This window comes from Variovorax sp. (assembly GCF_965279555.1).
Lineage (GTDB): Bacteria > Pseudomonadota > Gammaproteobacteria > Burkholderiales > Burkholderiaceae_C > Variovorax.
The window spans coordinates 927,807-949,030 of the sequence record NZ_OZ257247.1 but is presented as its reverse complement, the minus strand read 5'-3'; the positions used below and the strand labels follow the sequence as shown (position 1 = coordinate 949,030).

Sequence of the window (21,224 nt, the reverse complement as noted above, 5' to 3'; positions counted from 1 at the left end):
GATCCTTTCAGAGGGGCCGCACACGGTTGCGAGCGGCATGGGAGGTAGTCTGGAAGGAAACGCCCCGTTCGATAATCCGTCCGCCTCCGCACGGGTTGTGCGGAAAAAAGCACAATCCGGCCATGACCGAACCCGATCTCTCGGACCTGGGCGCCTTCGTGGCGGTGACGCGGGCGCGCGGCTTTCGCGGTGCCGCGGCCTTGCGCGGCGTGTCGCCCTCCTCGCTCAGCGAGGCCATGCGCAGGCTGGAAGCGCAGCTCGGCGTGCGGCTGCTGAACCGCACCACGCGCAGCGTCACGCCGACCGAAGCGGGCCAGCGCCTGCTCGACCGCATCTCGCCCGCGCTCGATGACATTGCCGGCGCGCTCGACACGCTCAACAGCTTTCGCGACAGCCCCACCGGCACGCTGCGGCTGAACGTACCGACCATCGTGGCGCAGCGCGTGCTGCCGCCGCTGGCCAGCAGCTTCCTGCACGCGCACCCAGGCATCACGCTGGAAGTGACGACCAACGACACCTTCATCGACGTGCTCGCGGCGGGCTTCGACGCCGGCATCCGCTATGACGAGAGCATTGCCCGCGACATGATCGCCGTGCCGCTGGGCCCGCGCACGCAGCGCTTCGTGGCCGCCGCATCGCCCGGCTACCTGGCGAAGCACGGCACGCCCAGGCACCCGACCGACCTGCTGAAGCACGCCTGCATCGCCCACCGCTTCCAGAGCGGCGTGCTCGCGGCCTGGGGCTTCGTGCGCAAAGGCAAGGCGGTGAAGATCACGCCGACCGGCCCGCTGGTCGCGTCGATGCCCGACCTCGAACTGCACGCCGCCGAAGCCGGGCTGGGCCTGATCTACACCTTCGACGAATACCTGCGCCCCTCCATCGACCGCGGCACGCTGGTGCCGGTGCTCGAAGACTGGTGGCAGAGCTTCTCGGGGCCGTTCCTGTATTACCCGAGCCGCACGCACATGCCCGCGCCGCTGCGGGCCTTCGTGGATTTCCTCAAGCGCGAAGGCCAGCCCGGCTGACGGATATTTGGCCAGCGGATAACCAAGCGCGCGAATCTTCGTTCGCACGGCGGGCGGCGCGACCTAGAGTGCCCAGCTCTCTTGTTTGCTCCCCGGAGTTGCCTGTCATGCGTTTTCCGTTGCGCGCGCCCTCGCTGGCACGCTGGTCCGCCTCGCTGCTCGGCAGCCTTGCGCTGGGCCTGTTCATCCACGTATCGGCGCAGGCCGCCGACCTGCGCGTGGGCTTCATGCGCGGCCAGATCGACGCCAACATCTTCCAGCACACGCTGTACCTCAACGCCACCAACAAGCAGCAGGGCTTCGACCTGGTGCCCATCGTGCATGTGCCGACGCCGCCCATGGGCCTGTATTCGCAGCGCCACAAGTCGCTCGACGCGGTGCCTGACGGCGCCACCGTCACGCTGCCTTCGGACCCGGTGAACGCGGCGCGCGCACTCAACATCCTTGCGGCCATCGGCTGGGTCACGCTCAAGCCGGGCGTGAGCCCGATCGCGGTGTCGGAGCGCGACATAGCGAAAGACATCGCCGCGGCCCACCAGTCGCCCGAGTTCCAGCGCTTCTTCAAGGCCAACCCGACCTGGGCCGGCTACCGCCTGCCCGACTACTTCGCCCAATGAGCGCCTCGAACCCAAGCCCCCGGCCGCGCCAGCTGCACCTGAACGTCAACATCCTGCACTCGGGCTTCGTGCCCTCGGCCTGGCGCCTGCCGGAGAGCGACCCATGGGCATTTGCGGACATCCAGCACTACATCCGCACCGCGCAGATCGCCGAGGCGGCCAAGCTCGACGCGGTGTTCCTCGCGGACAACGCGGCCATCGTCGACCAGATCCACTTCCGCCCGATCACCGCGCTGGAGCCCACGGTGCTGCTGGCCTGCGTGGCCGCCGCCACCACGCACATCGGGCTGATCGCCACCGCCTCTACCAGCTACAACGAGCCCTACAACATCGCCCGCCGCTTCGCCACGCTCGACCATGTGAGCGGCGGCCGCGCGGGCTGGAACGTGGTGACGACGGCCGACCTGCCGTCGGCGCGCAACTTCGGCCTCGACGCGGTGCCCGATCATGCGAAGCGCTATGCCCGCGCCTCGGAGTTCACCGACATAGTGAAAGCGCTGTGGGACAGCTGGGAAGACGACGCCTTCATCGGCAACAAGGCCACGGGCAGCTTCATCGACACGGCCAAGGTGCATGCCATCACGCACCGCGGCGAGCATTTCGCGGTGCAGGGGCCGCTGAACCTGCCGCGTCCGCCGCAGGGGCACCCGGTGCTGGTGCAGGCCGGCGCCTCGGCCGACGGGCGCGAGCTGGCGTCGCGCCATGCGGAGGCCGTGTTCTCGGCCTCGCAGTCGTTCGAGGAGTCTTTGGCGTATGCGCGCGCATTGAAGACACGCGCCGCCGAACTGGGCCGCGGCCCCGACGCGGTGAAGGTGCTCGCGGGCCTGACCACCATCGTCGGCGGCACCGAGGCCGAGGCGCTGCGCCGCCGCGACGAGCTGGTCGACCTGATTCCGTGGGACTACAGCCTGACGCGCATCGCCGGCACGCTGGGCATCGCGCCCGACCGCCTGAAGCTCGACGAGCGCCTGCCCGACGACCTGCCGCTGCCCGGCAATGGCAACCACACTTTTTTCAACGCCGTGGTGGCAGCGGGACGCAAGCACGGCTACACGGTGCGCCAGCTGATCCGCGAGCTGGCGGGCGGCGGCGGGCACCGCGTGATCGTCGGCACGCCGGAGCAGATTGCGGACGACATCGAACACTGGTTCAAGGCCGGAGCGGCCGACGGTTTCAACCTGATGCCTGATGCGCTGCCGCAAGGGTTGCAGGACTTTGTCGACGGCGTGGTGCCGATCCTGCAGAAGCGCGGAATCTTCCGCAAAGACTACGAGGGGCGCACGTTGCGCGATCACCTCGGGTTGGCGCGTCCTGGTGGACGGGCTGCGCAGCGTTTGGCTGCATAGCGTTTTTCGTTCCGGCGCTTGTTCGGGGTGCGATCATGCCGACGGGGGACATTCGCGGAGAGGAGTACCCGGTGGCCTGCGCACGCACCCTGAACAAAGAACTCACTCCTCGTCAGCGTCGTTCCCGGTCAAAGACAGGACTTCTTCGACGAAAGCCTCGAACAGCGGCAAAGAAGCAGGCAGGCCCTCAAGCGACTCAGCCTCCCCCGCATCGAAGAAATGCGGCTTGCCAGTGGGAATGGCTGCCCACTCGCCAGCTTCCAGCAGCAGGCCGAGATAGCCATCAGCAGTGGGCACATAGAACAGCCCCGCGCTGTCCAGCACCCGCTGCCCCTTCTTCTTGCCGCGCCCCCAACTCACGCCCTGCCCCGCCAGGTGCTCGGTGATCCAGCCGTCGCACACATGCGTGTCGCGCCAGCTTCCTTGGGCATCGAATACGGCCAGAACGGGCATGGGGAACGTCCTTTGTCAGGAAGAAAGGGAAGCAGGTTTACTGCAGGAAGCTGGGCTTGGCGTAGCCCTGGAACTTGCTGTCGACCACCGCCTTGAACTCCTTCGAGCGATAGGCTTCGGCAATGTCCTTGGCCCACTGCGTGTTCTTGTCGGCGGTTTTCACGGCCACCACATTCAGGTAGTAGTCGGGCGTCTTCTCGAGCACCACGGCCTCGGTGAGCTTCAGGCCCGACGAAATCGCGAAGTTGCCGTTGACGATCGCGTATTCGGTGTCGCCCAGCGAGCGTGGCAGCTGTGCGGCTTCGAGCGGAATGAACTTCAGCTTCTTCGGGTTCTCGGCCACGTCTTTTTCAGACGCGCGCAGCGGGTCGATGCCGGCCTTGATGGTGATCAGCTTGTTCTGCTCCAGCAGCACCAGCGCACGGGCCAGGTTGCTCGGGTCGTTCGGCAGCGTCACGCGGTCGCCTTCCTTCACGTCGGCCAGCGTCTTGCGCTTGGTCGAGTACACGCCCATGGGCGCGATCGGGCCCTGCACGAGTTCGGTGATGTCGAGCTTCTGGTCGGCAGCGAACTTCTTCAGGTAGACCTGATGCTGGAAGAAGTTGGCGTCGAGCGAACCCTGGGCCAGCGCCAGGTTGGGCTGCACGTAGTCGTTGAACTCCACCAGCTTGACCTTGTAGCCCTTCTTTTCGAGGATCGGCACGATGCCCGCCTTGAGCTGGTCGGCGTTGGAACCGGCGGTGCCGCCGATCACCAGGTTCTTCTTGGCGGGGTCTTGCGCATGGGCCTGCAGCGAGAGGCCACCCAGCGACAGTGCGGCCAGGGACAGGGCGAGAACGGAACGGCGCAGGAAAACGGTCTTCATGAGATAGAGAAAGCTAGCTAGGGAAAAGAAAGAATCAACGCTTGTCGAGCCTGCTTGCCGTGGTGTTGCCCACGAACTGCAGGATCTGTACCAGCACCACGAGCAGCGCCACGGTGAGCACCATCACGTCGGTCTGGAAACGGTAGTAGCCGTAGCGGATGGCCAGGTCGCCGATGCCGCCGCCGCCCACCACGCCGGCCACAGCCGAGTAAGACAGGAAGCTCACGGCCAGCACGGTCAGCGCCAGCACCAGGCCCGAACGAGCCTCCACCAGCAGCACGCGCCAGACGATCTGCAGCTCGGTCGCGCCCATGGCATGGGCCGCCTCGATCACGCCGCGCGGCACTTCGCGCAGGCACTGGTCGACCAGCCGCGCCAGATAGGGAATGGCCGCGAACGACAGCGGCACCGCGGCCGCCAGCGGCCCGATCGACGTGCCCGCGATCACCCGCGTGAACGGCACCAGCGCCACCAGCAGGATGATGAAAGGGAACGAGCGCACCGTGTTCACCAGCCAGTTGAGCACCAGGAACGCCGGCTTGTTCTCCAGCGACTGGCCCGGGCCCAGCAGGAACAGCAGGATGCCCAGCGGCCCGCCGATGAGCACCGCCGCCGTGAGGCCGATGGCCAGCATCATGAAAGTCTGGCCGGTGGCAACCCACAGCTCGGGGAGGATGGGGGCGATGTTCTCAAACATAGGCGGGCTCCTTGGCGGCCACGGCCGTTGCGGCGCGGTCTTGCTGCTGCTGCGCCTGCTGTTGTTCGCGCACGTCGCGTTCGCGCCGGCGCACCAGTTCGTCGATCTCGCGGCCCAGCGCGGTCTTGCGCTCTTCGTTCGGCGCCTCTTCGACGGCGAACTGCTCGATCAGGCGGCCCTTTTCGAGGATGGCCACGTTGCGGCACAGCACCTCGACCACCGACAGCTCGTGCGTCACGATCACGATGGTCACGCCGATCTTCTGGTTGATGTCGCGCAGCGTCTCCAGCAGCGAGCGCGTGGTTTCGGAGTCGAGCGCCGAGGTGGGCTCGTCGCACAGCAGCACCTGCGGGCGCGGCGCCAGCGCACGGGCGATGGCCACGCGCTGCTTCTGGCCGCCCGACAGCTGCGCCGGGTAGGTGTCGATCTTCTCGGCCAGGCCCACCAGGGCCAGGCATTCGCGCACGCGCGCATCGATCTCGGCCTTGGAGTGGCGGCCGTGGATCTTCAGCGGGAAGGCCACGTTGTCGAACACCGTTGCGTTCTGCAGCAGGTTGAACTGCTGGAAGATCATGCCGATGTTCTGCCGCGTGTCGCGCAACTCGCTGCGCGAGAGCGTGGTGAGGTCGCGCCCGCCCACGAAGACCTGGCCCGCGTCGGGCCGCTCCAGCAGGTTGATCAGGCGCAGCAGCGTCGATTTGCCGGCACCGCTCTTGCCGATCAGGCCGAACACGTCGCCCTGCTGGATTTCGAGCGACAGCGAATGCACGGCGTCGAACACCTCGCCGCTGGGCAGTGCAAAGGACTTCTGCACGGATTGGAGTCGGATGACGGGTGCCGCGCCGGCGCGGCCCGCATCGGGCGAAGGATGGCTCATTGGGAAGAAGCGCGGCCAGCGAGGGCGCCGGACACGAAGGTTCGCGAAAAAGGTGCCGAGTATGAAAACAAAAGCGGCAAAAGGAAACGAAGAAAAAGGATGCTGTTTATATCGCATACGGCATAAGAAAACCTCGATGCGCGCCATACACGCCATATCGATATGCCTATTGGTTCGTTCCCAATTCCTTGCTGCAGTGCCACATTCGCGCCTTCATTTTTTCGATTCCGCACTGTCATGCATTCCACTTTCCGTCGTCGCAGCCTCTTCATCGCCACGCTGGCCGCAGCCGTTTTCAGCGGCAGCGCCGCCCTGGCCCAGGACAAGAACAACATCAAGGTCGGCGTTTCCGTCGGCAACGGCGAGCAGATCTTCGAGGTGGTCAAGAAGGTCGCCGCCAAGGACGGGCTGAACATCCAGGTCGTGGTGTTCAACGACTACCAGCTGCCCAACGCGGCGCTGGCCTCGGGCGACCTGGACGCCAACGCCTTCCAGCACCAGCCCTTCCTGGACAACCAGATCAAGGCGCGCGGCTTCGACCTGGTGCCGGTGGGCCTGACCATCACCGCGCCGCTGGGCTTCTACTCGCGCAAGATCAAGTCGGTCGACCAGCTGGCGGACGGGGCCTCGGTCGGCATCCAGAACGACCCGTCGAACGGCAACCGAGCGCTGTTGCTGCTGCAGCAGGCCGGCCTCATCACCCTCAAGCCCGAGGCCGTGAAGAACAACAACGCCACCCCGCTGGACGTGGTGACCAACCCCAAGAAGCTGAAGCTGGTGGCGCTGGACGCCGCCCAGCTGCCGCGTTCGCTCGACGACCTGGCCATTGCCGCCATCAACAACGACTACGCGGAGAAGGCCGGCCTGTCGTTCAACAAGGACGCCGTGATCAAGGAATCGCCCAAGAGCCCCTACGCCAACCTGATCGCCGTGCGCCGCGCCGACAAGGACAAGCCCTGGGCCAAGCGCCTGGTGGCCGCCTACCAGTCGCCTGAGGTGAAGAGCTTCATCGAGACGCAATTCAAGGGGTCGCTGATTCCTGCGTTCTGAGTTTGACTTTCTCCCTCCCCCGCTGGGGGAGGGCCGGGGTGGGGGCAAGCGGTGCATCCATCGGGCGCCCTGCCCGCCCCCATCCCGGCCTTCCCCCAGCGGGGGAAGGAGCAATACGGGGCCACTACCGGGCGGTTTACCGGAGCATGAGAAAATGTCCGGTTTCCCCCGAACACAGTCAGGACACCCCATGGACGCAGAACAGATCAACCAAATCGGCGCAATGCTCGCGGACCTGAGCGCCCGCACGGTCGATTTACGGAGGTATCTTTGACTACGATGCAAAAGCTGAACGACTGAGGACAGTCAACGCATCGCTCGAAGACCCGAACGTCTGGAACGACCCGAAGAAGGCCCAGGAGTTGGGCAAAGAGAAGAAGTCGCTCGACGACGTGGTCGTCACGCTCGACCGTCTCACCAACGGCCTGTCGGACAACACCGAACTCTTCGAAATGTCGAAGGAAGAAGGCGACATGGACGGCCTGCAGTCCATCGCCGATGACGCCGCCGCGCTCGAAGCCGACATCAAGCAGCTCGAATTCCGCCGGATGTTCAACAACCCGGCCGACCCGCTCAACGCCTTCATCGACATCCAGGCCGGCGCCGGTGGCACCGAGGCCTGCGACTGGGCCAGCATGCTGCTGCGCCAATACCTGAAGTACGCCGAGCGCAAGGGCTTCAAGACGCAGATCGAAGACGAAACGCCCGGCGACACCGCCGGCATCAAGGGCGCGACCATCAAGGTCGAGGGCGACTACGCCTTCGGCCTGCTGCGCACCGAGACCGGCGTGCACCGCCTGGTGCGCAAGTCGCCGTTCGACTCGTCGGGCGGTCGCCACACCAGCTTTGCCAGCATCTTCGTGTACCCGGAAATCGACGATTCCATCGAGATCGAGATCAACCCGGCCGACGTGCGCACCGACACCTTCCGCGCCAGCGGCGCCGGCGGCCAGCACATCAACAAGACCGACTCGGCCGTGCGCCTGACGCACATTCCGACCGGCATCGTGGTGCAGTGCCAGGACGGCCGCAGCCAGCACAGCAACCGCGACGTGGCGTGGAAGCGCCTGCGCTCGCGCCTGTACGACCACGAGATGCGCAAGCGCCAGGAAGAACAGCAGAAGCTGGAAGACAGCAAGACCGACGTGGGCTGGGGCCACCAGATCCGCAGCTACGTGCTGGACAACAGCCGCATCAAGGACTTGCGCACCAACGTCGAAGTCTCGGCCACCCAGAAGGTGCTGGACGGCGACCTCGACGTGTTCATCGAAGCCTCTCTCAAGCAAGGCGTGTAACCCCGATGAGCCTGAAAAGCCTGACGGACGGTGGCAAGGTCGAAGCCTTCATCTTCGACATGGACGGCACCATGATCGACTCCATGCCCTGGCATGCGCGGTCGTGGGTCGAATTTGCGCAGAACCACGGCGTGAAGCTCGACGTGAGCGAGATCCTCGCGCGCACCACCGGCCGCACGGGCACGGAGAGCATGCGCGAGCTGTTCGAGCGCGAGCTGTCCGATGCCGAGTGCTTGGGCCTGGTGCACGAGAAGGAAGAGATCTACCGCGCCCTGTTCCACGACAACTTCACCGAGGTGGCGGGTTTCACCGCCTTCGCCAAGGCAGCGGTTGCGCGCGGGCTCAAGGTGGCGGTCGGTACGGCCGGCGACAAGCACAACATCGAGTTCGCGATGTCGCGGCTGAAGATGGACCCGCTGCCGCTGGCCATCGTGGGCGGCGACGAAGGCTTCAGCGGCAAGCCCACGCCCGCCATCTTTCTCGAAGCCGCGCGCCGCATCGGCGTGGTGCCGGAGCGCTGCATCGTGTTCGAAGACGCGCCCTTCGGCATCGAGGCCGCGCGCCGCGGCGGCATGCGTGCCGTGGCCGTTTGCAGCACCCATACCGCCGCCGAGCTGGCCGGACCTCACGTGATCGCCGCCGTTCGCGACTACAACGAACTCGCCCATTCAAATTTTCTGGAGACCCTCGATGCTGCAGCGTGACGCCCAAGGGCAACCCATTGCCATTCGCCGCGAAGACTATGCCGCTCCGGCCTACTGGATCGACACCGTCGACCTGACCTTCGACCTCGACCCCGCCAAGACCCGCGTGCTCAACCGCATGCAGATGCGCCGCAACCCCGAGGCGCCGGTGCAGCCGCTGCGCCTGGACGGCGACGAGCTGAACCTGGCGCGCGTGCTGGTCAACGGCCAGGGCGCTTCCTTCCGCATGGAGGGCGAACAGCTCGTCATCGACGGCCTGCCCGATGCCTTCGAGCTCGAGATCTTCACCACCTGCTGCCCCATCAAGAACACCAAGCTGATGGGCCTGTTCGTGAGCGAAGACACCTTCTTCACCCAGTGCGAGGCCGAGGGCTTCCGCCGCATCACCTATTTCCTCGACCGTCCGGACGTGATGGCGATGTACACCGTCACCCTGCGCGCTGCCAAGGCCGCCTACCCGGTGCTGCTGTCGAACGGCAACCTGGTCGAACAGGGCGAACTTCCCGAAGGCCGGCACTTTGCCAAGTGGGTCGACCCGTTCAAGAAACCCAGCTACCTGTTCGCCCTGGTGGCGGGCAAGCTGGTGGCACGCGAGCAGCGCATCAAGGCGCGCAGCGGCAAGGAGCATCTGCTGCAGGTGTACGTGCGCGCCGGCGACCTCGACAAGACCGAGCACGCGATGAACTCGCTCATCAACTCGGTGCTGTGGGACGAAGCCCGCTTCGGCCTGCCGCTGGACCTGGACCGCTTCATGATCGTCGCCACCAGCGACTTCAACATGGGCGCCATGGAAAACAAGGGCCTGAACATCTTCAACACGAAGTACGTTCTGGCCAACCAGGCCACCGCCACCGACGCCGACTACAGCAACATCGAAAGCGTGGTCGGCCACGAGTACTTCCACAACTGGAGCGGCGACCGCGTGACCTGCCGCGACTGGTTCCAGCTTTCGCTGAAGGAAGGCCTCACCGTCTTCCGCGACCAGGAGTTCAGCCAGGACCTGTGCGCCGACGCCTCGGCGCGCGCCGTGAAGCGCATCGAAGACGTTCGCGTGCTGCGCACCGCCCAGTTCCCCGAAGACGCCGGCCCCATGGCCCACCCGGTGCGGCCCGACAGCTACATCGAGATCAGCAACTTCTACACCGTCACCATCTACGAAAAGGGTGCCGAGGTAGTGCGCATGATGCAGACGCTGGTCGGCCGCAAGGGCTTCGAGAAGGGCATCACGCTCTACTTCGAGCGCCATGACGGCCAGGCCGTGACCTGCGACGACTTCGCGCAGGCCATTGCCGACGCCAACCCCGACTCCGAACTGTCCCGCCTGCTGCCCCAGTTCAAGCGCTGGTACAGCCAGGCCGGCACGCCGCGCCTTGCGGCCCACGGCGTGTACGACCCGGCAAACCGCAGCTACACCCTGAGCGTGGTGCAGAGCTGCCCGCCCACCCCCGGCCAGCCGACCAAGGAACCCTTCGTCATTCCCCTGAACGTGGGCCTGCTCGACGCCAACGGCCGCGAACTGCCGCTGCAGCTCGAAGGCGAAAGCGAAGTAACCCGCGGCACGCGCACCCTGGTGCTGTCGCGCGCGGGCGAGCAGATCACCTTCGTGGGGCTGGACGCCGAGCCCGTGCCTTCCATATTGCGTGGCTTCAGCGCGCCGGTGATCCTCGACTTCGAGTACACCGACGCCCAGCTGCTCACCCTGCTGGCCAACGACCCCGACCCGTTCAACCGCTGGGAAGCCGGCCAGCGCCTGGGCCTGCGCGCCGCGCTGCAGGGCATTGCCGCCCTGGCCACCGACACCACGCCGGTGCTGAACGACGCCTACATCGACGCGATGCGCAGCGTGCTGCGCAACCCGCAGCTCGACGCCGCCTTCAAGGAACTGGTGCTCACGCTGCCGTCGGAAACCTACATTGCCGAGCAGCTCGAAGTGGTCGACCCCCAGCGCGTGCACCTGGTGCGCGAAGCCATGCGCGCCCAGCTGGCCACCGCCCTCTTCGCCGACTGGCAACAGGCCTACGAAGACAACCACGACACCGGCGCCTACAGCCCCGACCCGACCTCGTCGGGCCGCCGCGCGCTGGCCGGCATGGCGCTCAACTTCCTGTGCCTGGCGGCGCGCGCCTCTGGCGACGTGGTGTGGCCGGGCAAGACGCTGCAGCGCTTCAAGGACGCGGGCAACATGACCGACCGCTTCAACGCGCTCAACGCGCTGGTGTCGTCGGGCCACACCCTGGCGGCGCAGGCGCTCGCGCGCTTCCACGCCATCTTCAAGGACGAGGCACTGGTCATCGACAAGTGGTTCTCGCTGCAGGCCGGCGCCAGCGACCGCGGCGGCGACATCCTGCCGCTGGTGAAGCAGCTGATGAAGCACCCCGACTTCTCGCTGAAGAACCCCAACCGCGCGCGCAGCGTGATCTTCAGCTACTGCAGCGCCAACCCCGGCGCCTTCCACCGCCCCGACGCGGCCGGCTACGTGTTCTGGAGCGAACGCGTCATCGAGCTGGACGCCATCAACCCGCAGGTGGCGGCACGCCTAGCGCGCTCGCTCGACCGCTGGAGCAAGCTGGCCGAGCCGTACCGCAGCGCCGCGCGCGAAGCCATTGCCCGCGTGGCCGCAAAGCCCGACCTGAGCAAGGACACCCACGAAGTGGTTACCCGCGCTCTCGCCGGAAACTGAAGCAACCGAACCCCACAAGACACATGGCTCAACAAAAGATTTCCCTCACCCGCTACCTCGTCGAACAACAGCGCGCCGACGGCCTCATTCCCGGCCAGCTGCGCCTGCTGCTCGAAGTGGTCGCCCGTGCCTGCAAGAGCATCAGCCAGGCCGTCAACAAGGGCGCGCTGGGCGGCGTGCTCGGCACGGCCGAGAGCGAGAACGTGCAGGGCGAGATCCAGAAGAAGCTGGACATCATCGCCAACGAAGTGCTGATCGAGGCCAACGAATGGGGCGGCCACCTCGCGGCCATGGCCAGCGAGGAAATGGAATCCATCCACGTGGTGCCCAACCGCTACCCGCAGGGCGAATACCTGCTCATGTTCGACCCGCTGGACGGCAGCAGCAACATCGACGTGAACGTGAGCATCGGCACGATCTTCAGTGTGCTGAAGAAGCCCGACGACCACCCCGGCGTGCAGGAAAACGACTTCCTGCAACCCGGCACCCAGCAGGTGGCGGCCGGCTACTGCATCTACGGCCCGCAAACCACCCTGGTGCTGACCGTGGGCAACGGCGTGGCCATGTTCACGCTCGACCGCGAGCAAGGCAGCTTCGTGCTGACGCAGGAAGACATCCAGATTCCGGCCGACACCAAGGAATTTGCCATCAACATGAGCAACATGCGCCACTGGGACGAGCCCGTGAAGCGCTACATCGACGAATGCCTGGCCGGCAAGGAAGGCCCGCGCGGCAAGGACTTCAACATGCGCTGGATTGCCAGCATGGTGGCCGACGTGCACCGCATCCTGATGCGCGGCGGCGTCTTCATGTACCCGTGGGACAAGCGCGAGCCCGAAAAGGCCGGCAAGCTGCGCCTGATGTACGAGGCCAACCCCATGAGCTGGCTGGTCGAGCAGGCCGGCGGCGCCGCCACCAACGGCAAGCAGCGCATCCTGGAGCTGCAACCCTCCAAACTGCACGAGCGCGTGAGCGTGATGTTGGGTTCCCGAAACGAAGTTGAGCGCCTGACGCAGTACCACGCAGAGAAAGCCTGATTTTTTGTCTATAATCTGAGGCTGCGCCGGTGTAGCTCAGTCGGTAGAGCAGCTCATTCGTAATGAGAAGGTCGGGTGTTCGATTCATCTCTCCGGCACCAAAACTAAAAGCCCGCTATCTAAACGATAGCGGGCTTTTTTACTGCGGAGCGACAGAACAACAATTTTTCGCACCCAGCTTCAAAAAAAGGCTTGGCTAGCTCTCTGCTGTTTCGTGCACGAAGCCCAGTCGCACTGCGTCGTCGTACAGCTTGCGCCCCTGCACAGCCTGCTTTCTCGATGGAGGTTTACTTTGGCCAGCAAGCTTACCAAGGCTGAATGCGATGCTGCGCTGCCACGAGGCGAGCGAGTCTGTCTTCTTCGCCCACGCGGATATGCCGAACCAGACCTCGGCTGACACCCCCTTCGCCCAAGCGATCTCAACGTCCTCCTCAGCGGTCGGTGCGTCGAGATCCGTCGCCCCAAGTTGGCCAAGCTCATCAGCGGCGTCCTGTATTACCTTCGGCAGCGGCACGTCGAGTCCCTGGACTTTCTTCCAACAAGCCTCGCTCTTGTACCAGTCAGTCACGTTCTTCCCTCCCTCTGGCGTAGCGACAACTGGATGTATTGCATCTACCAAATGGCCAAAGAACGTTACGAACTCTTCGGGGACAGCCTGTTCACGCCACACGCTCTCGAAGTCAAACCGCTTGGCAAGACGGTGGGATAGCCAAGCAAGCACATAAGCCATAACCTGCGCCTTGTAGCTGTACTTCCGCTGCAGCGTAATCCGATCGACTGTGCCGAAAAGAATGTGGCGCGCGATCATGTGGCGAAAGAATGTCTCGTCTGGGCGATAGTTGCTACCGCGCTTAGTGACTTCCTCGTGAAACACCACGAAGCACTTCTGCGCTCCACGGCTGACGATATGCGGGTATTGAGCCCATGCCATCTCACTCTTCGCGATATCCGTCTTTCCAAAGAGCTGCTTCTTTGGGTATTCCCGCTCGAAACGTGACTTCTTGGCCGGCGTGTCGGCGCGCGCCAACTCGTCGGCATACTGTGCGCGCGCGCGCTCGTAGAACCATTTCGTCTCGAGCTGCGAGTTGCCGGTGGCAGGAGCCCAGATCGTTCGCGAATACTCTTCCAGCTTCTGGTTGAAAGGATCATTGGCGGAGAGATCCGAGACGCTGACCTTGTTCTGCGAATTCGCGTATTTCGAAATATGCCCGACCAGCGCGTCGAGCGCCTCAGGATCCCGAACTCGATTGAGTTTGACTTGGACTGCGATGCGACTGACATCGGCTTTGTCCTTACGCACTGCGCGGAAGAGAGACGCCGTGGTCTGCCCGCCGTTGACGATCTGAAGGTCTACAAGTCTCTTCAATTGCAATGACCCATCTTTAGCGCGTTCCACCTCGATCTCCGCTGCGGTAGCGGTCAGTCCGTTGTTGTAAGCAAAGAAACGATCAGGCTCAGAAAGTATTGTCGAGCGGATACCCTTGTTGATGTCGCCTCGCACCTGTAGGAACGACCGTACATTGCGCTCCAATAGACGCGGGCCGTATCGGCTGTACATCGACACGAGCACCTCAGCCGGGAATATTGCGAGGTAGCTTACGTAGTCAGCCCCAGGCTGATCAAACTCCAGGCAATACACCGGCGGCAGGTCGCGCTCCATGAGGTCAACGGCGATCTGCTCGCGATCGCGTCCAGAGCTATACCAGCGGAAGAGTCGCTCAATGTCCCACACATGCAACGTAACGTCGGCCACGCCCATTTCTGGTACTTCGGGCAAGCGATCAACGTTGACGATGCCATCGGTGACAAGGAATAGCCGAACTCGGCTGAACCCGTCAGCTTGCTGGTGCTGATGGTGGATGAGTTGGGCGAGAACGAACGCAGGCTCAACTTCCTCCATCCTGTTGTGCCATCCGACCGCAGCCTTGGCATAGAAACCCGCTAGCTGACGGAACGCGGTCTCGACCTTCGACTTTTCGAGTCGGATAGGCAGCAAGCTGTCCGTTCGTACTGCAACAAAGAGATCGAGCGTGTCCTCGTTTTCGTCAGCGGCATAGCCATCTGCGCGCATTCCTGTACGTGCGTAATAGCAGACCTCAGCATCCGCGATCTCTCCAGCCTCAGCCAGAAGATCAAGGAAGCGGCGCGTGAAAGCCTCAGCAACGAAGGTCTCTCCACCCTCGATACCAGAATCACGCATCACCTCATTTCGCAGAGCTTGAAAGTAGTCGTTCAAGGTCATGAGGAAACTCTGCCGAGCTGCAGACCAGCCAAAGTACTGACAAGCTCACTTTGATCGCACTCGCATGCCCTGCAAGCTTTCAGCTCTAGTTGGTATTCAATCTCATCGATGCCTAATGCGAGCTCCTCACTGAGCAGCCTAGGGAAACGACTATCGACGCGAAAAAAACGTCGCTGGGCAACGCGAAAACTCTTTTGCGCGTAGCGGTGCAAGTGTCGCTCCGTCCATCCGGCTTGCATCAAACGTCGATCAAGCAAGATGGAGAACTCGGGAGTACCAGCTGTCAGCTTGCGGAGCTCACCTACGATGTTGTTGAGGCTCTCGCCTTCTTCGTCGTCTAACTCGAGCCGTAGACATACAAGAAACAGGCACGCGAGACCTACGTCATCGAGCTGACGCTCACCATGAATCCGTACGTGCGAGAGCATTCTTGCTACTGATGTCTTCACCTCAATGGCGCACACGCCTGGTACAACGAAGTCTTGAGGCGCGCGCTGCGCACCCGTCCAAGATTCAATCGATCCGACGCCACCTATCGGCACGAGGATATCGCGCAACACCCAGAGCTCGCCAAAGAGCCCCACTACCTCACTGGAACCTAATCCGTCGGTTGCCTTGCTAAGAAACTCCTGCCATCGCTCAAGACGCCGTAGCAATAGGACGATCGCTTCGGTGACATTCGCGCACCTCGAGATCCCGTCGACCAAATCAGTGCCGAAGACGGTGAAAACGTCGGCGAATTGCGCGTCTTCGAGTTCAACTGCTAGTGAACGCTGTCCGGCCGGCACTCCCTTGAGCGGAGGCACGAGAGCAACCGATAGCCCGCCAGTAATAGGCAGTTCACGAAGACCAGCTACCGAGAGAATGGGAATGTCGATCATTAACGAGCGCGCACCACCATGGCATGCCACCGCTGCGTGTACCGGGACGATTGCTCCTGGGTTGGTCAAACGCCTAACCCACCCAGCCTGCTCGGGCTTGTGCAACGCCTCGATTTCACACCAGAGTTGCTCGAGCGGCTTACTCGTCAATTTCGGGCTCCTCGAGTTGGTCGAGATGCAACTGGCGGTAGACCTCATTTACTTGGTACTCAATGGGAACAGCCGTTGCACTAGTGGGAAAGCTCAACACACAAGTCATGATGGACTTGGGTTCCGCGGCAAATTCAACGGCCACGGCGTCGAGCGGATAGAGCAACAGCAACCCATGGCTAGTCCGACGCATATCGCGCACCACTGCTCCGAATGGCCGTTCCGGCGGCTGCTGCGTCGCACGAATACGACCGGCCTTCTTGTCAGACGCATAACGCAACAAACTAATCTGCTGAGCGACATCAAGTGCGTCGCGGCCCGCAGCCTGCTCTATTACTTCACGCTCAAGCGGCACGTCCACACCGAAAGCACGTTTGGTCAACAAATGCTGCACCCAGACAGCATCGAGTTGCACTCCCTCCAAGTCGATCGCTTGGTCAGGAGGGTTAAGCACGTTGCTATTGGAAAGCACGTAAAGCCCTCTAGCCTTGTCGCTGCCTTCGGCAACGTTCTTACGCCTAACCAAGTTCAAATCGAGCCCCGCGATAGTGTCCGGCGTACCACCATTTGCACTGAGCAGCGCAACCGTCCATTCGACCAATTCGCCTTGGTTCTGCTGTCGGCGTACGAACTGGGCAACACGCCGCGAATCGAAGCCATTTGTGCCCATGGGTGAATCGAAGGCATCAAGGAAAACACATACATCCTCAGCGGCGACACCCGACCAGACGTAGGTAGACGATCCCTTCTTACGCGGGCGGGGCTGTTCCAGCCGGCCAACAAGCCCAGTTACAGCTTGGTCATTGCGCTTGCGCACTTCATCTCGCGTTGCGAGCACTACGCACTGTGCAAGCGTCCCTTCGTAGGAAACTTGCAGTCTCTTACTTGCACGCGCCTTGTTGAGTGCCGTCACAAGCATCCCGTCTGGGTGAGTGCGGACGCGCAGTCCGTACTCCTCGGGTGTAGCCTTGAGAGCAGCCATACGCTCAAACTCGCGGCGCAGCTCCGCTTCAGCCAGCGCGATGTGGCGATACCACGCGATCAAATCTGATGAGGTGTAAATGCGACAAAGATCGAGGTAACCTGGTCGATACCCAAACCAACGACCCATCTGCAACAGAGAGTCGTACATCTTGGAGACGCGCATGTAGTAGGAAACCGACAGGCCTTCCAGGGTTAGTCCGCGCGAGAGCTTGTCTCCACCAACGGCGATAACGCTGATGCCCGTCGCTTTATGCTTCTCATAGTCCAAGACATCAGCCGAGGTGCCGTTTATCTCAAGCACGCGTATCTTGGAGACCGCCGGATGCAACGATCGCTCGATCTCCTCCCACTCCATCACAGGGCACGCCGGATCGGCAACTGCGCGGGTCGTCTCGACAAAGTCCAACTCCCACAACTCGCGAAGCTCTTTGCGCAGTGACAGCGTCGCATCCTCTCCTTCATTAGCTATACGCCGCTGCAGAAACAAAAGCTCGGTCGTCACGAGTTCGGCAAGCTTGCCTTGAGCTTCGACGAAGCGCGCGACGTGCACGAGCATCGAGTTGTGCTTTGTTTTCTGCCCACGTGCGTGCCGCGCGGTGCAAACGAGCAGATATGAACGAATGGCCTTCTTCAGCGTTCCTGGAAGCTCGCTAGGCACGAAGCTCGATGGTGCCTTCGGAGGAAAGAAGTTATCGAAGTCATCGACCAATCGCGTCAAAGGCAGCCCTTTTCGCTCCTCCAATCCAGAGTCTGGATCACCGTCGCGACCGAAGACTTTGTCAACGCTGAAATAGTTGTCCGGCGGCGGCAATGAGACGATGAAGCTGCGCGGAAAAAGGTCATCACCGAATTTCCCATGCGAAGCCTTGGGATCAACGAATATGTTAGCGAAGGGGGTTGCCGTATAGCCAACATAGGCGCTCTTTTCGAACGCGTCCAGCAGCTCTCGTATTCGCTGGTTGATTTTTGTGGGATTGATGTCCTCCGGAGCAACCCCGTCGGCCGAGATGCGACTGATTTTCTTCGTGTTGATTGACGAGTGATCCGCCTCGTCATCGATCACAAGCATTGGAATGTCTCGGACAATCTTCCCTCCGTCGGGCTTCTCGACACCCTTCTTGATCGTGAGCCAAGTCCGAAGATTGTTGAGAATAGACGCATGCTTCTTTACGACGACGATAAATGGCGTCTCTCCAAGATGCATTACTGTTCCGAGATTTCCCGCTCGAAAGTCGCCATTTTCTGCTCGCGACGTCATTGAGTTGACGGGAAGTTCGGGGAAGGAGAGTGTGCCCACTCCAACTTTCGTGCTTGCCTCCTCGAAGAACAGACTGGAGTCAGTGTTATAGCCCAGCAGCCCTTCCTCCATCCGAATCTGAGTCTGTGCGCGAAGGCTGTTGTGAATACCCGCAAGAATGATCACAAGCTTGTAGCCAGAGTCCAAAGCCTTGCATGCCAGCCCCAGGAAATTACCCGTCTTACCCGACTGCACACTGCCCACGACCAGCCCGCGACGGTCCCACTGCCCCGCACGCAAAGGATCCTCGAGCATCTCAAGGATGCCCTCGGTGCGCACATCCACCGAGTTAATTACGGGATCGGGCAATTGCTCGATCATCTGCAGAAAGGTCTGGTAGCGCTCCCAGAATTTCCAACTAATCTCACCGCGCCTGGCGGGTAACCAATCGGAGTGGCCGCGGGAGTCCGACAACGATTGCATCGGCGCAACAAAGACGTTGCTGTTCTCAACGAAATACTTGACGAGCTCCTCGATGTCAACGGTGCCCTCGCCGGTATCCTCTTCGGTAAAGCGCTTGGCTTTGCTGCAACATTGCCGGATCTCGTCAATGCTTGGATTTCTGTAACGGACCAACGCGGTACGGGCCTGTTCGCGGGCCTGCTCTTGAGCGTCGGAGTCAGGGCTGGATTTAATCGAATTCATCAGTCGAGTTCCTTGGGAACAGGGGGAGAGGCATCGAGCATGGCAATCAGATGGGGACGCTTCTTCGACGCCGACAGCGCGGAGAGACTGGCGATGGCCTGTTGATGGCTACGCCCGGAAGCCAGAACTCCTAGATAGAGATCGGAGAGCATCTCACCGAACTGCTTATCCTTCGTGTCGTCAAATGGCGCGGGCTGCTGCTCGGGTGCCTCGGCGTGACGGATGTAGATCGACGCAAGCGGAAGTGTCTGCTCGACTAGCTTAAGCAGGGCCTCAACCGCACGCCCACCGTCGTCGTTCGCGGTCAGTGCCTGGACGACAGGATGCTCGCGATTGACGCGGAAAATGGTCCGTCCACGCATAAGCCGGCCCTCCCAGACGCTCGAGTGATCATGGGACGTCACGGCAAGGATTTGACGACCGCGATGGCGATAGACCTCTTGAGCCCGTTCGCGCGTCAGCCGAGCGATGCGCCGCAGCTCTTGTCGCAAGGCCACTGGAGGACTTGCCACAGACTTACGCACATCGAGCTTCCAGTCGAAATCGAGATCATTGCCAAGGTCGATGCGGATGCGTGCAAGCTTGAGATGTTCGTCGCGCGTCAATCCGAGCGATAGCCAGCCACCGGCCGAGATCAATCGGTTATTGCGATAGATATAGAAGCCCTGATGCGCAGTCCATCCCTTTGCTCCGGCTGCCCGCTCGAACTCATCCTTCGTAAGCTTCGAGTGGTGCGGCAGGACGTAAGGCTGAACGGCCACGCTGTGATGCCCCCAGCGCAGTTCCTCGATCGGCAGGATCTGAGTTGCAACGTGATCGCGCATGAATGGATCCCAGCGCCCGAGCTTCACGTTACCCACTTCGAACTTCACCGAATTCGCCCCTACGAGGAACTCGCCGAACACCATTGAGAGATGCTTTGTGACGCGGTCAGCAGCCTCCAAAAACGCTTGGTGCGCGTTCGTGTTGTCGCTTAAAGCATCACCCACCAAGCGATCGAGACGCTCCCAAACAACGGTCGTTCCCGAGGGCTGGCCAAGCATCCAACTTGCATGCCGACGCGCTTCTTCGCTTGCTTCGCGCAGAAGAATCCAATCGTTAGCGGCGGCCATGAACGGCAGGTCCCAAACGCGTGCGGCTTCAGCATGGCCGGCAGCGCGCGTGATAACGCTCAGGCGACTGGCTTGGGAAAACGACGCAGTCTTCAATCCCAGGCCGAAGCGCCCGAGGTCTTGAGGGGCGCGGTCAGCACGCGGGTTGTGAGTACCGGGCCGCATCGCCTCGATCAACTGCGGCTCGTCCATGCCATGGCCGTTGTCGCTGATAGACAGGGTCGAGTCCCGGCCGGCCCAGTCAAACTGGATGCGCACGTGTGTCGCACCGTGCGAGATGCTGTTATCCACAAGGTCCGCAACAGCCGCCTCGAGCGTGTAACCCAGTGAGCGCATCGCCTCAATTAGCGCCGCGGGATGAGGCGCAGCTCGATCAGGGTTCTCAACACTCTTTGCCAGCCCCTCCGCCGGCGCTATATCTGCTTTCTCGTGCGTCAACAAGCCAGGATCCCCCTTTAGAAACTGATCAACGCTGCATCTGATCACCCGCCAAACAACCCTCGGAAGAATGGAGGCAGCCTAGTCCTCTACGTCAACATCTCGACATCGGAAGCAACACGGCGCAAAGAACGCAACGCCAACTCTTTTGGCCGCGAGTGTTACGCAATTCCGAACACCCAAACCAGTAGAAACCCTAATTTCTTTGACCAAACTGGAATCACATGGCAGCGAAGCGACATCGCCTCTTTGTTCGAAATGCCCCCCAGTCTTAGACATCTGTAAAGTAACACATTTGTTACCTGGGATGATGAGCTTTCGGCAACGTTGCCGCGTGCGGACTAGGGTCGCGGTTAGCGGCGACACTAGGGCATGCCGTCGCCCGCCGCAAAACGCCCCACCACCCCCCAGCGAAGCAGAATGATGGCGGGCATCCGCGGCAAGAACACTTGGCCCGAACGAGCCCTTCGTTCAGCGCTGTTTGCCTCTGGGTTTCGCTATCGACTTCACGTGCGAGGTCTTCCCGGGAGTCCAGATATGGTTTTTCCAAAGCACAAGGCAGCGCTATTCGTGCACGGCTGCTTCTGGCATCGACATGAAGGTTGCCGCTATACCACTGTCCCGAAAGCAAACGGTGATTTTTGGATGAAGAAATTCACCGACAACGTTGCCCGCGACGTGAAACATATCGCTCTGCTCCGAGATCAAGGGTGGCGCGTGGCCATAGTCTGGGAATGCTCCCTCAAGCGCTCGGTTGAGGACGTGTCCAAGAGCGTCGTTACATGGCTGCAAGGCAGTGATGCAGAGCTCACTGTTGAGTGACTGGTCA

General features: G+C 62.2%; 17 protein-coding genes and 1 tRNA gene. 10 read left to right on the top strand and 8 right to left on the bottom strand.

The features are described from left to right. Positions 1-122 precede the first annotated feature (122 nt). The 3 genes from ACQY8B_RS04625 to ACQY8B_RS04615 all read left to right on the top strand — a co-directional run bounded on the left by ACQY8B_RS04625 (position 123) and on the right by ACQY8B_RS04615 (position 2,988). Positions 123-1,025 (top strand): LysR family transcriptional regulator, encoded by a 903-nt coding sequence (locus ACQY8B_RS04625; RefSeq protein ID WP_422085617.1) that lies wholly within the window; start codon positions 123-125, stop codon positions 1,023-1,025. A gap of 107 nt (positions 1,026-1,132) precedes the next feature. Then, positions 1,133-1,642, top strand: coding sequence for a MetQ/NlpA family ABC transporter substrate-binding protein (locus ACQY8B_RS04620; protein WP_422085616.1), 510 nt, complete (start codon positions 1,133-1,135; stop codon positions 1,640-1,642). After that, positions 1,639-2,988, top strand: a complete 1,350-nt coding sequence (locus ACQY8B_RS04615; RefSeq protein WP_422085615.1) for an LLM class flavin-dependent oxidoreductase — start codon at positions 1,639-1,641, stop codon at positions 2,986-2,988. The genes ACQY8B_RS04620 and ACQY8B_RS04615 overlap by 4 nt, the downstream gene beginning before the upstream one ends. Before the next feature lie 102 nt (positions 2,989-3,090). Here ACQY8B_RS04615 and ACQY8B_RS04610 read toward each other — a convergent pair whose 3' ends face one another. Genes ACQY8B_RS04610 through ACQY8B_RS04595 form a run of 4 tightly spaced genes read right to left on the bottom strand, consistent with a single transcriptional unit; the run spans position 3,091 to position 5,880 of the window. Continuing rightward, positions 3,091-3,441, bottom strand: a complete 351-nt coding sequence (locus ACQY8B_RS04610) for a hypothetical protein (RefSeq protein WP_422085614.1) — start codon at positions 3,439-3,441, stop codon at positions 3,091-3,093. Positions 3,442-3,478: 37 nt separating this feature from the next. Next, positions 3,479-4,306 carry a MetQ/NlpA family ABC transporter substrate-binding protein gene (locus ACQY8B_RS04605; protein WP_081271274.1) on the bottom strand — a complete coding sequence of 276 codons (828 nt, stop codon included), beginning with the start codon at positions 4,304-4,306 and terminating at the stop codon, positions 3,479-3,481. A gap of 34 nt (positions 4,307-4,340) precedes the next feature. Further along, on the bottom strand, positions 4,341-5,003 hold the full coding sequence (locus ACQY8B_RS04600) for a methionine ABC transporter permease (protein WP_081271273.1): 663 nt from the start codon (positions 5,001-5,003) through the stop codon (positions 4,341-4,343). Continuing rightward, positions 4,996-5,880, bottom strand: coding sequence for a methionine ABC transporter ATP-binding protein (locus tag ACQY8B_RS04595; RefSeq protein WP_422085613.1), 885 nt, complete (start codon positions 5,878-5,880; stop codon positions 4,996-4,998). Before ACQY8B_RS04595 ends, ACQY8B_RS04600 begins: the two co-directional genes overlap by 8 nt. Before the next feature lie 237 nt (positions 5,881-6,117). Here ACQY8B_RS04595 and ACQY8B_RS04590 point away from each other — a divergent pair, with 237 nt between their 5' ends. From ACQY8B_RS04590 to ACQY8B_RS04565, 6 genes are all read left to right on the top strand, one after another. After that, positions 6,118-6,930 carry a MetQ/NlpA family ABC transporter substrate-binding protein gene (locus tag ACQY8B_RS04590; RefSeq protein ID WP_422085612.1) on the top strand — a complete coding sequence of 271 codons (813 nt, stop codon included), beginning with the start codon at positions 6,118-6,120 and terminating at the stop codon, positions 6,928-6,930. Positions 6,931-7,120: 190 nt separating this feature from the next. Next, positions 7,121-8,225, top strand: a protein-coding gene (prfB, locus tag ACQY8B_RS04585; RefSeq protein WP_106937221.1) for a peptide chain release factor 2 whose coding sequence is annotated in 2 segments (ribosomal slippage) — positions 7,121-7,201 and positions 7,203-8,225 — 1,104 coding nt in all. Because the reading frame shifts where the segments join, the coding sequence is not laid out codon by codon here. 5 nt (positions 8,226-8,230) lie between these two features. Then, positions 8,231-8,929 (top strand): HAD family hydrolase, encoded by a 699-nt coding sequence (locus ACQY8B_RS04580; RefSeq protein WP_422085611.1) that lies wholly within the window; start codon positions 8,231-8,233, stop codon positions 8,927-8,929. Next, positions 8,916-11,609, top strand: coding sequence for an aminopeptidase N (gene pepN / locus ACQY8B_RS04575; RefSeq protein ID WP_422085610.1), 2,694 nt, complete (start codon positions 8,916-8,918; stop codon positions 11,607-11,609). Before ACQY8B_RS04580 ends, pepN begins: the two co-directional genes overlap by 14 nt. 23 nt (positions 11,610-11,632) lie before the next feature. Beyond that, positions 11,633-12,646 (top strand): class 1 fructose-bisphosphatase, encoded by a 1,014-nt coding sequence (locus tag ACQY8B_RS04570; protein WP_422085609.1) that lies wholly within the window; start codon positions 11,633-11,635, stop codon positions 12,644-12,646. 25 nt (positions 12,647-12,671) lie between these two features. After that, positions 12,672-12,747, top strand: a tRNA-Thr gene (locus ACQY8B_RS04565). Between the two features lie 95 nt (positions 12,748-12,842). Here the strand turns inward: ACQY8B_RS04565 and ACQY8B_RS04560 are convergent. The 4 genes from ACQY8B_RS04560 to ACQY8B_RS04545 are packed head-to-tail and all read right to left on the bottom strand — an operon-like array spanning position 12,843 to position 20,398. Beyond that, complete coding sequence (locus ACQY8B_RS04560; protein WP_422085608.1) at positions 12,843-14,888, bottom strand: AIPR family protein; 2,046 nt, start codon at positions 14,886-14,888, stop codon at positions 12,843-12,845. Continuing rightward, complete coding sequence (locus tag ACQY8B_RS04555) at positions 14,885-15,967, bottom strand: PD-(D/E)XK motif protein (RefSeq protein WP_422085607.1); 1,083 nt, start codon at positions 15,965-15,967, stop codon at positions 14,885-14,887. Before ACQY8B_RS04555 ends, ACQY8B_RS04560 begins: the two co-directional genes overlap by 4 nt. Then, complete coding sequence (locus tag ACQY8B_RS04550) at positions 15,909-18,845, bottom strand: Z1 domain-containing protein (protein ID WP_422085606.1); 2,937 nt, start codon at positions 18,843-18,845, stop codon at positions 15,909-15,911. Before ACQY8B_RS04550 ends, ACQY8B_RS04555 begins: the two co-directional genes overlap by 59 nt. Further along, positions 18,845-20,398, bottom strand: a complete 1,554-nt coding sequence (locus ACQY8B_RS04545) for an ATP-binding protein (RefSeq protein WP_428745002.1) — start codon at positions 20,396-20,398, stop codon at positions 18,845-18,847. Before ACQY8B_RS04545 ends, ACQY8B_RS04550 begins: the two co-directional genes overlap by 1 nt. Before the next feature lie 369 nt (positions 20,399-20,767). Between ACQY8B_RS04545 and ACQY8B_RS04540 the strand changes: the two genes are divergently transcribed. Continuing rightward, a complete protein-coding gene (locus tag ACQY8B_RS04540) occupies positions 20,768-21,217 on the top strand; it encodes a very short patch repair endonuclease (RefSeq protein ID WP_428745001.1) in 450 nt (149 codons plus the stop codon). Positions 21,218-21,224 lie beyond the last annotated feature (7 nt).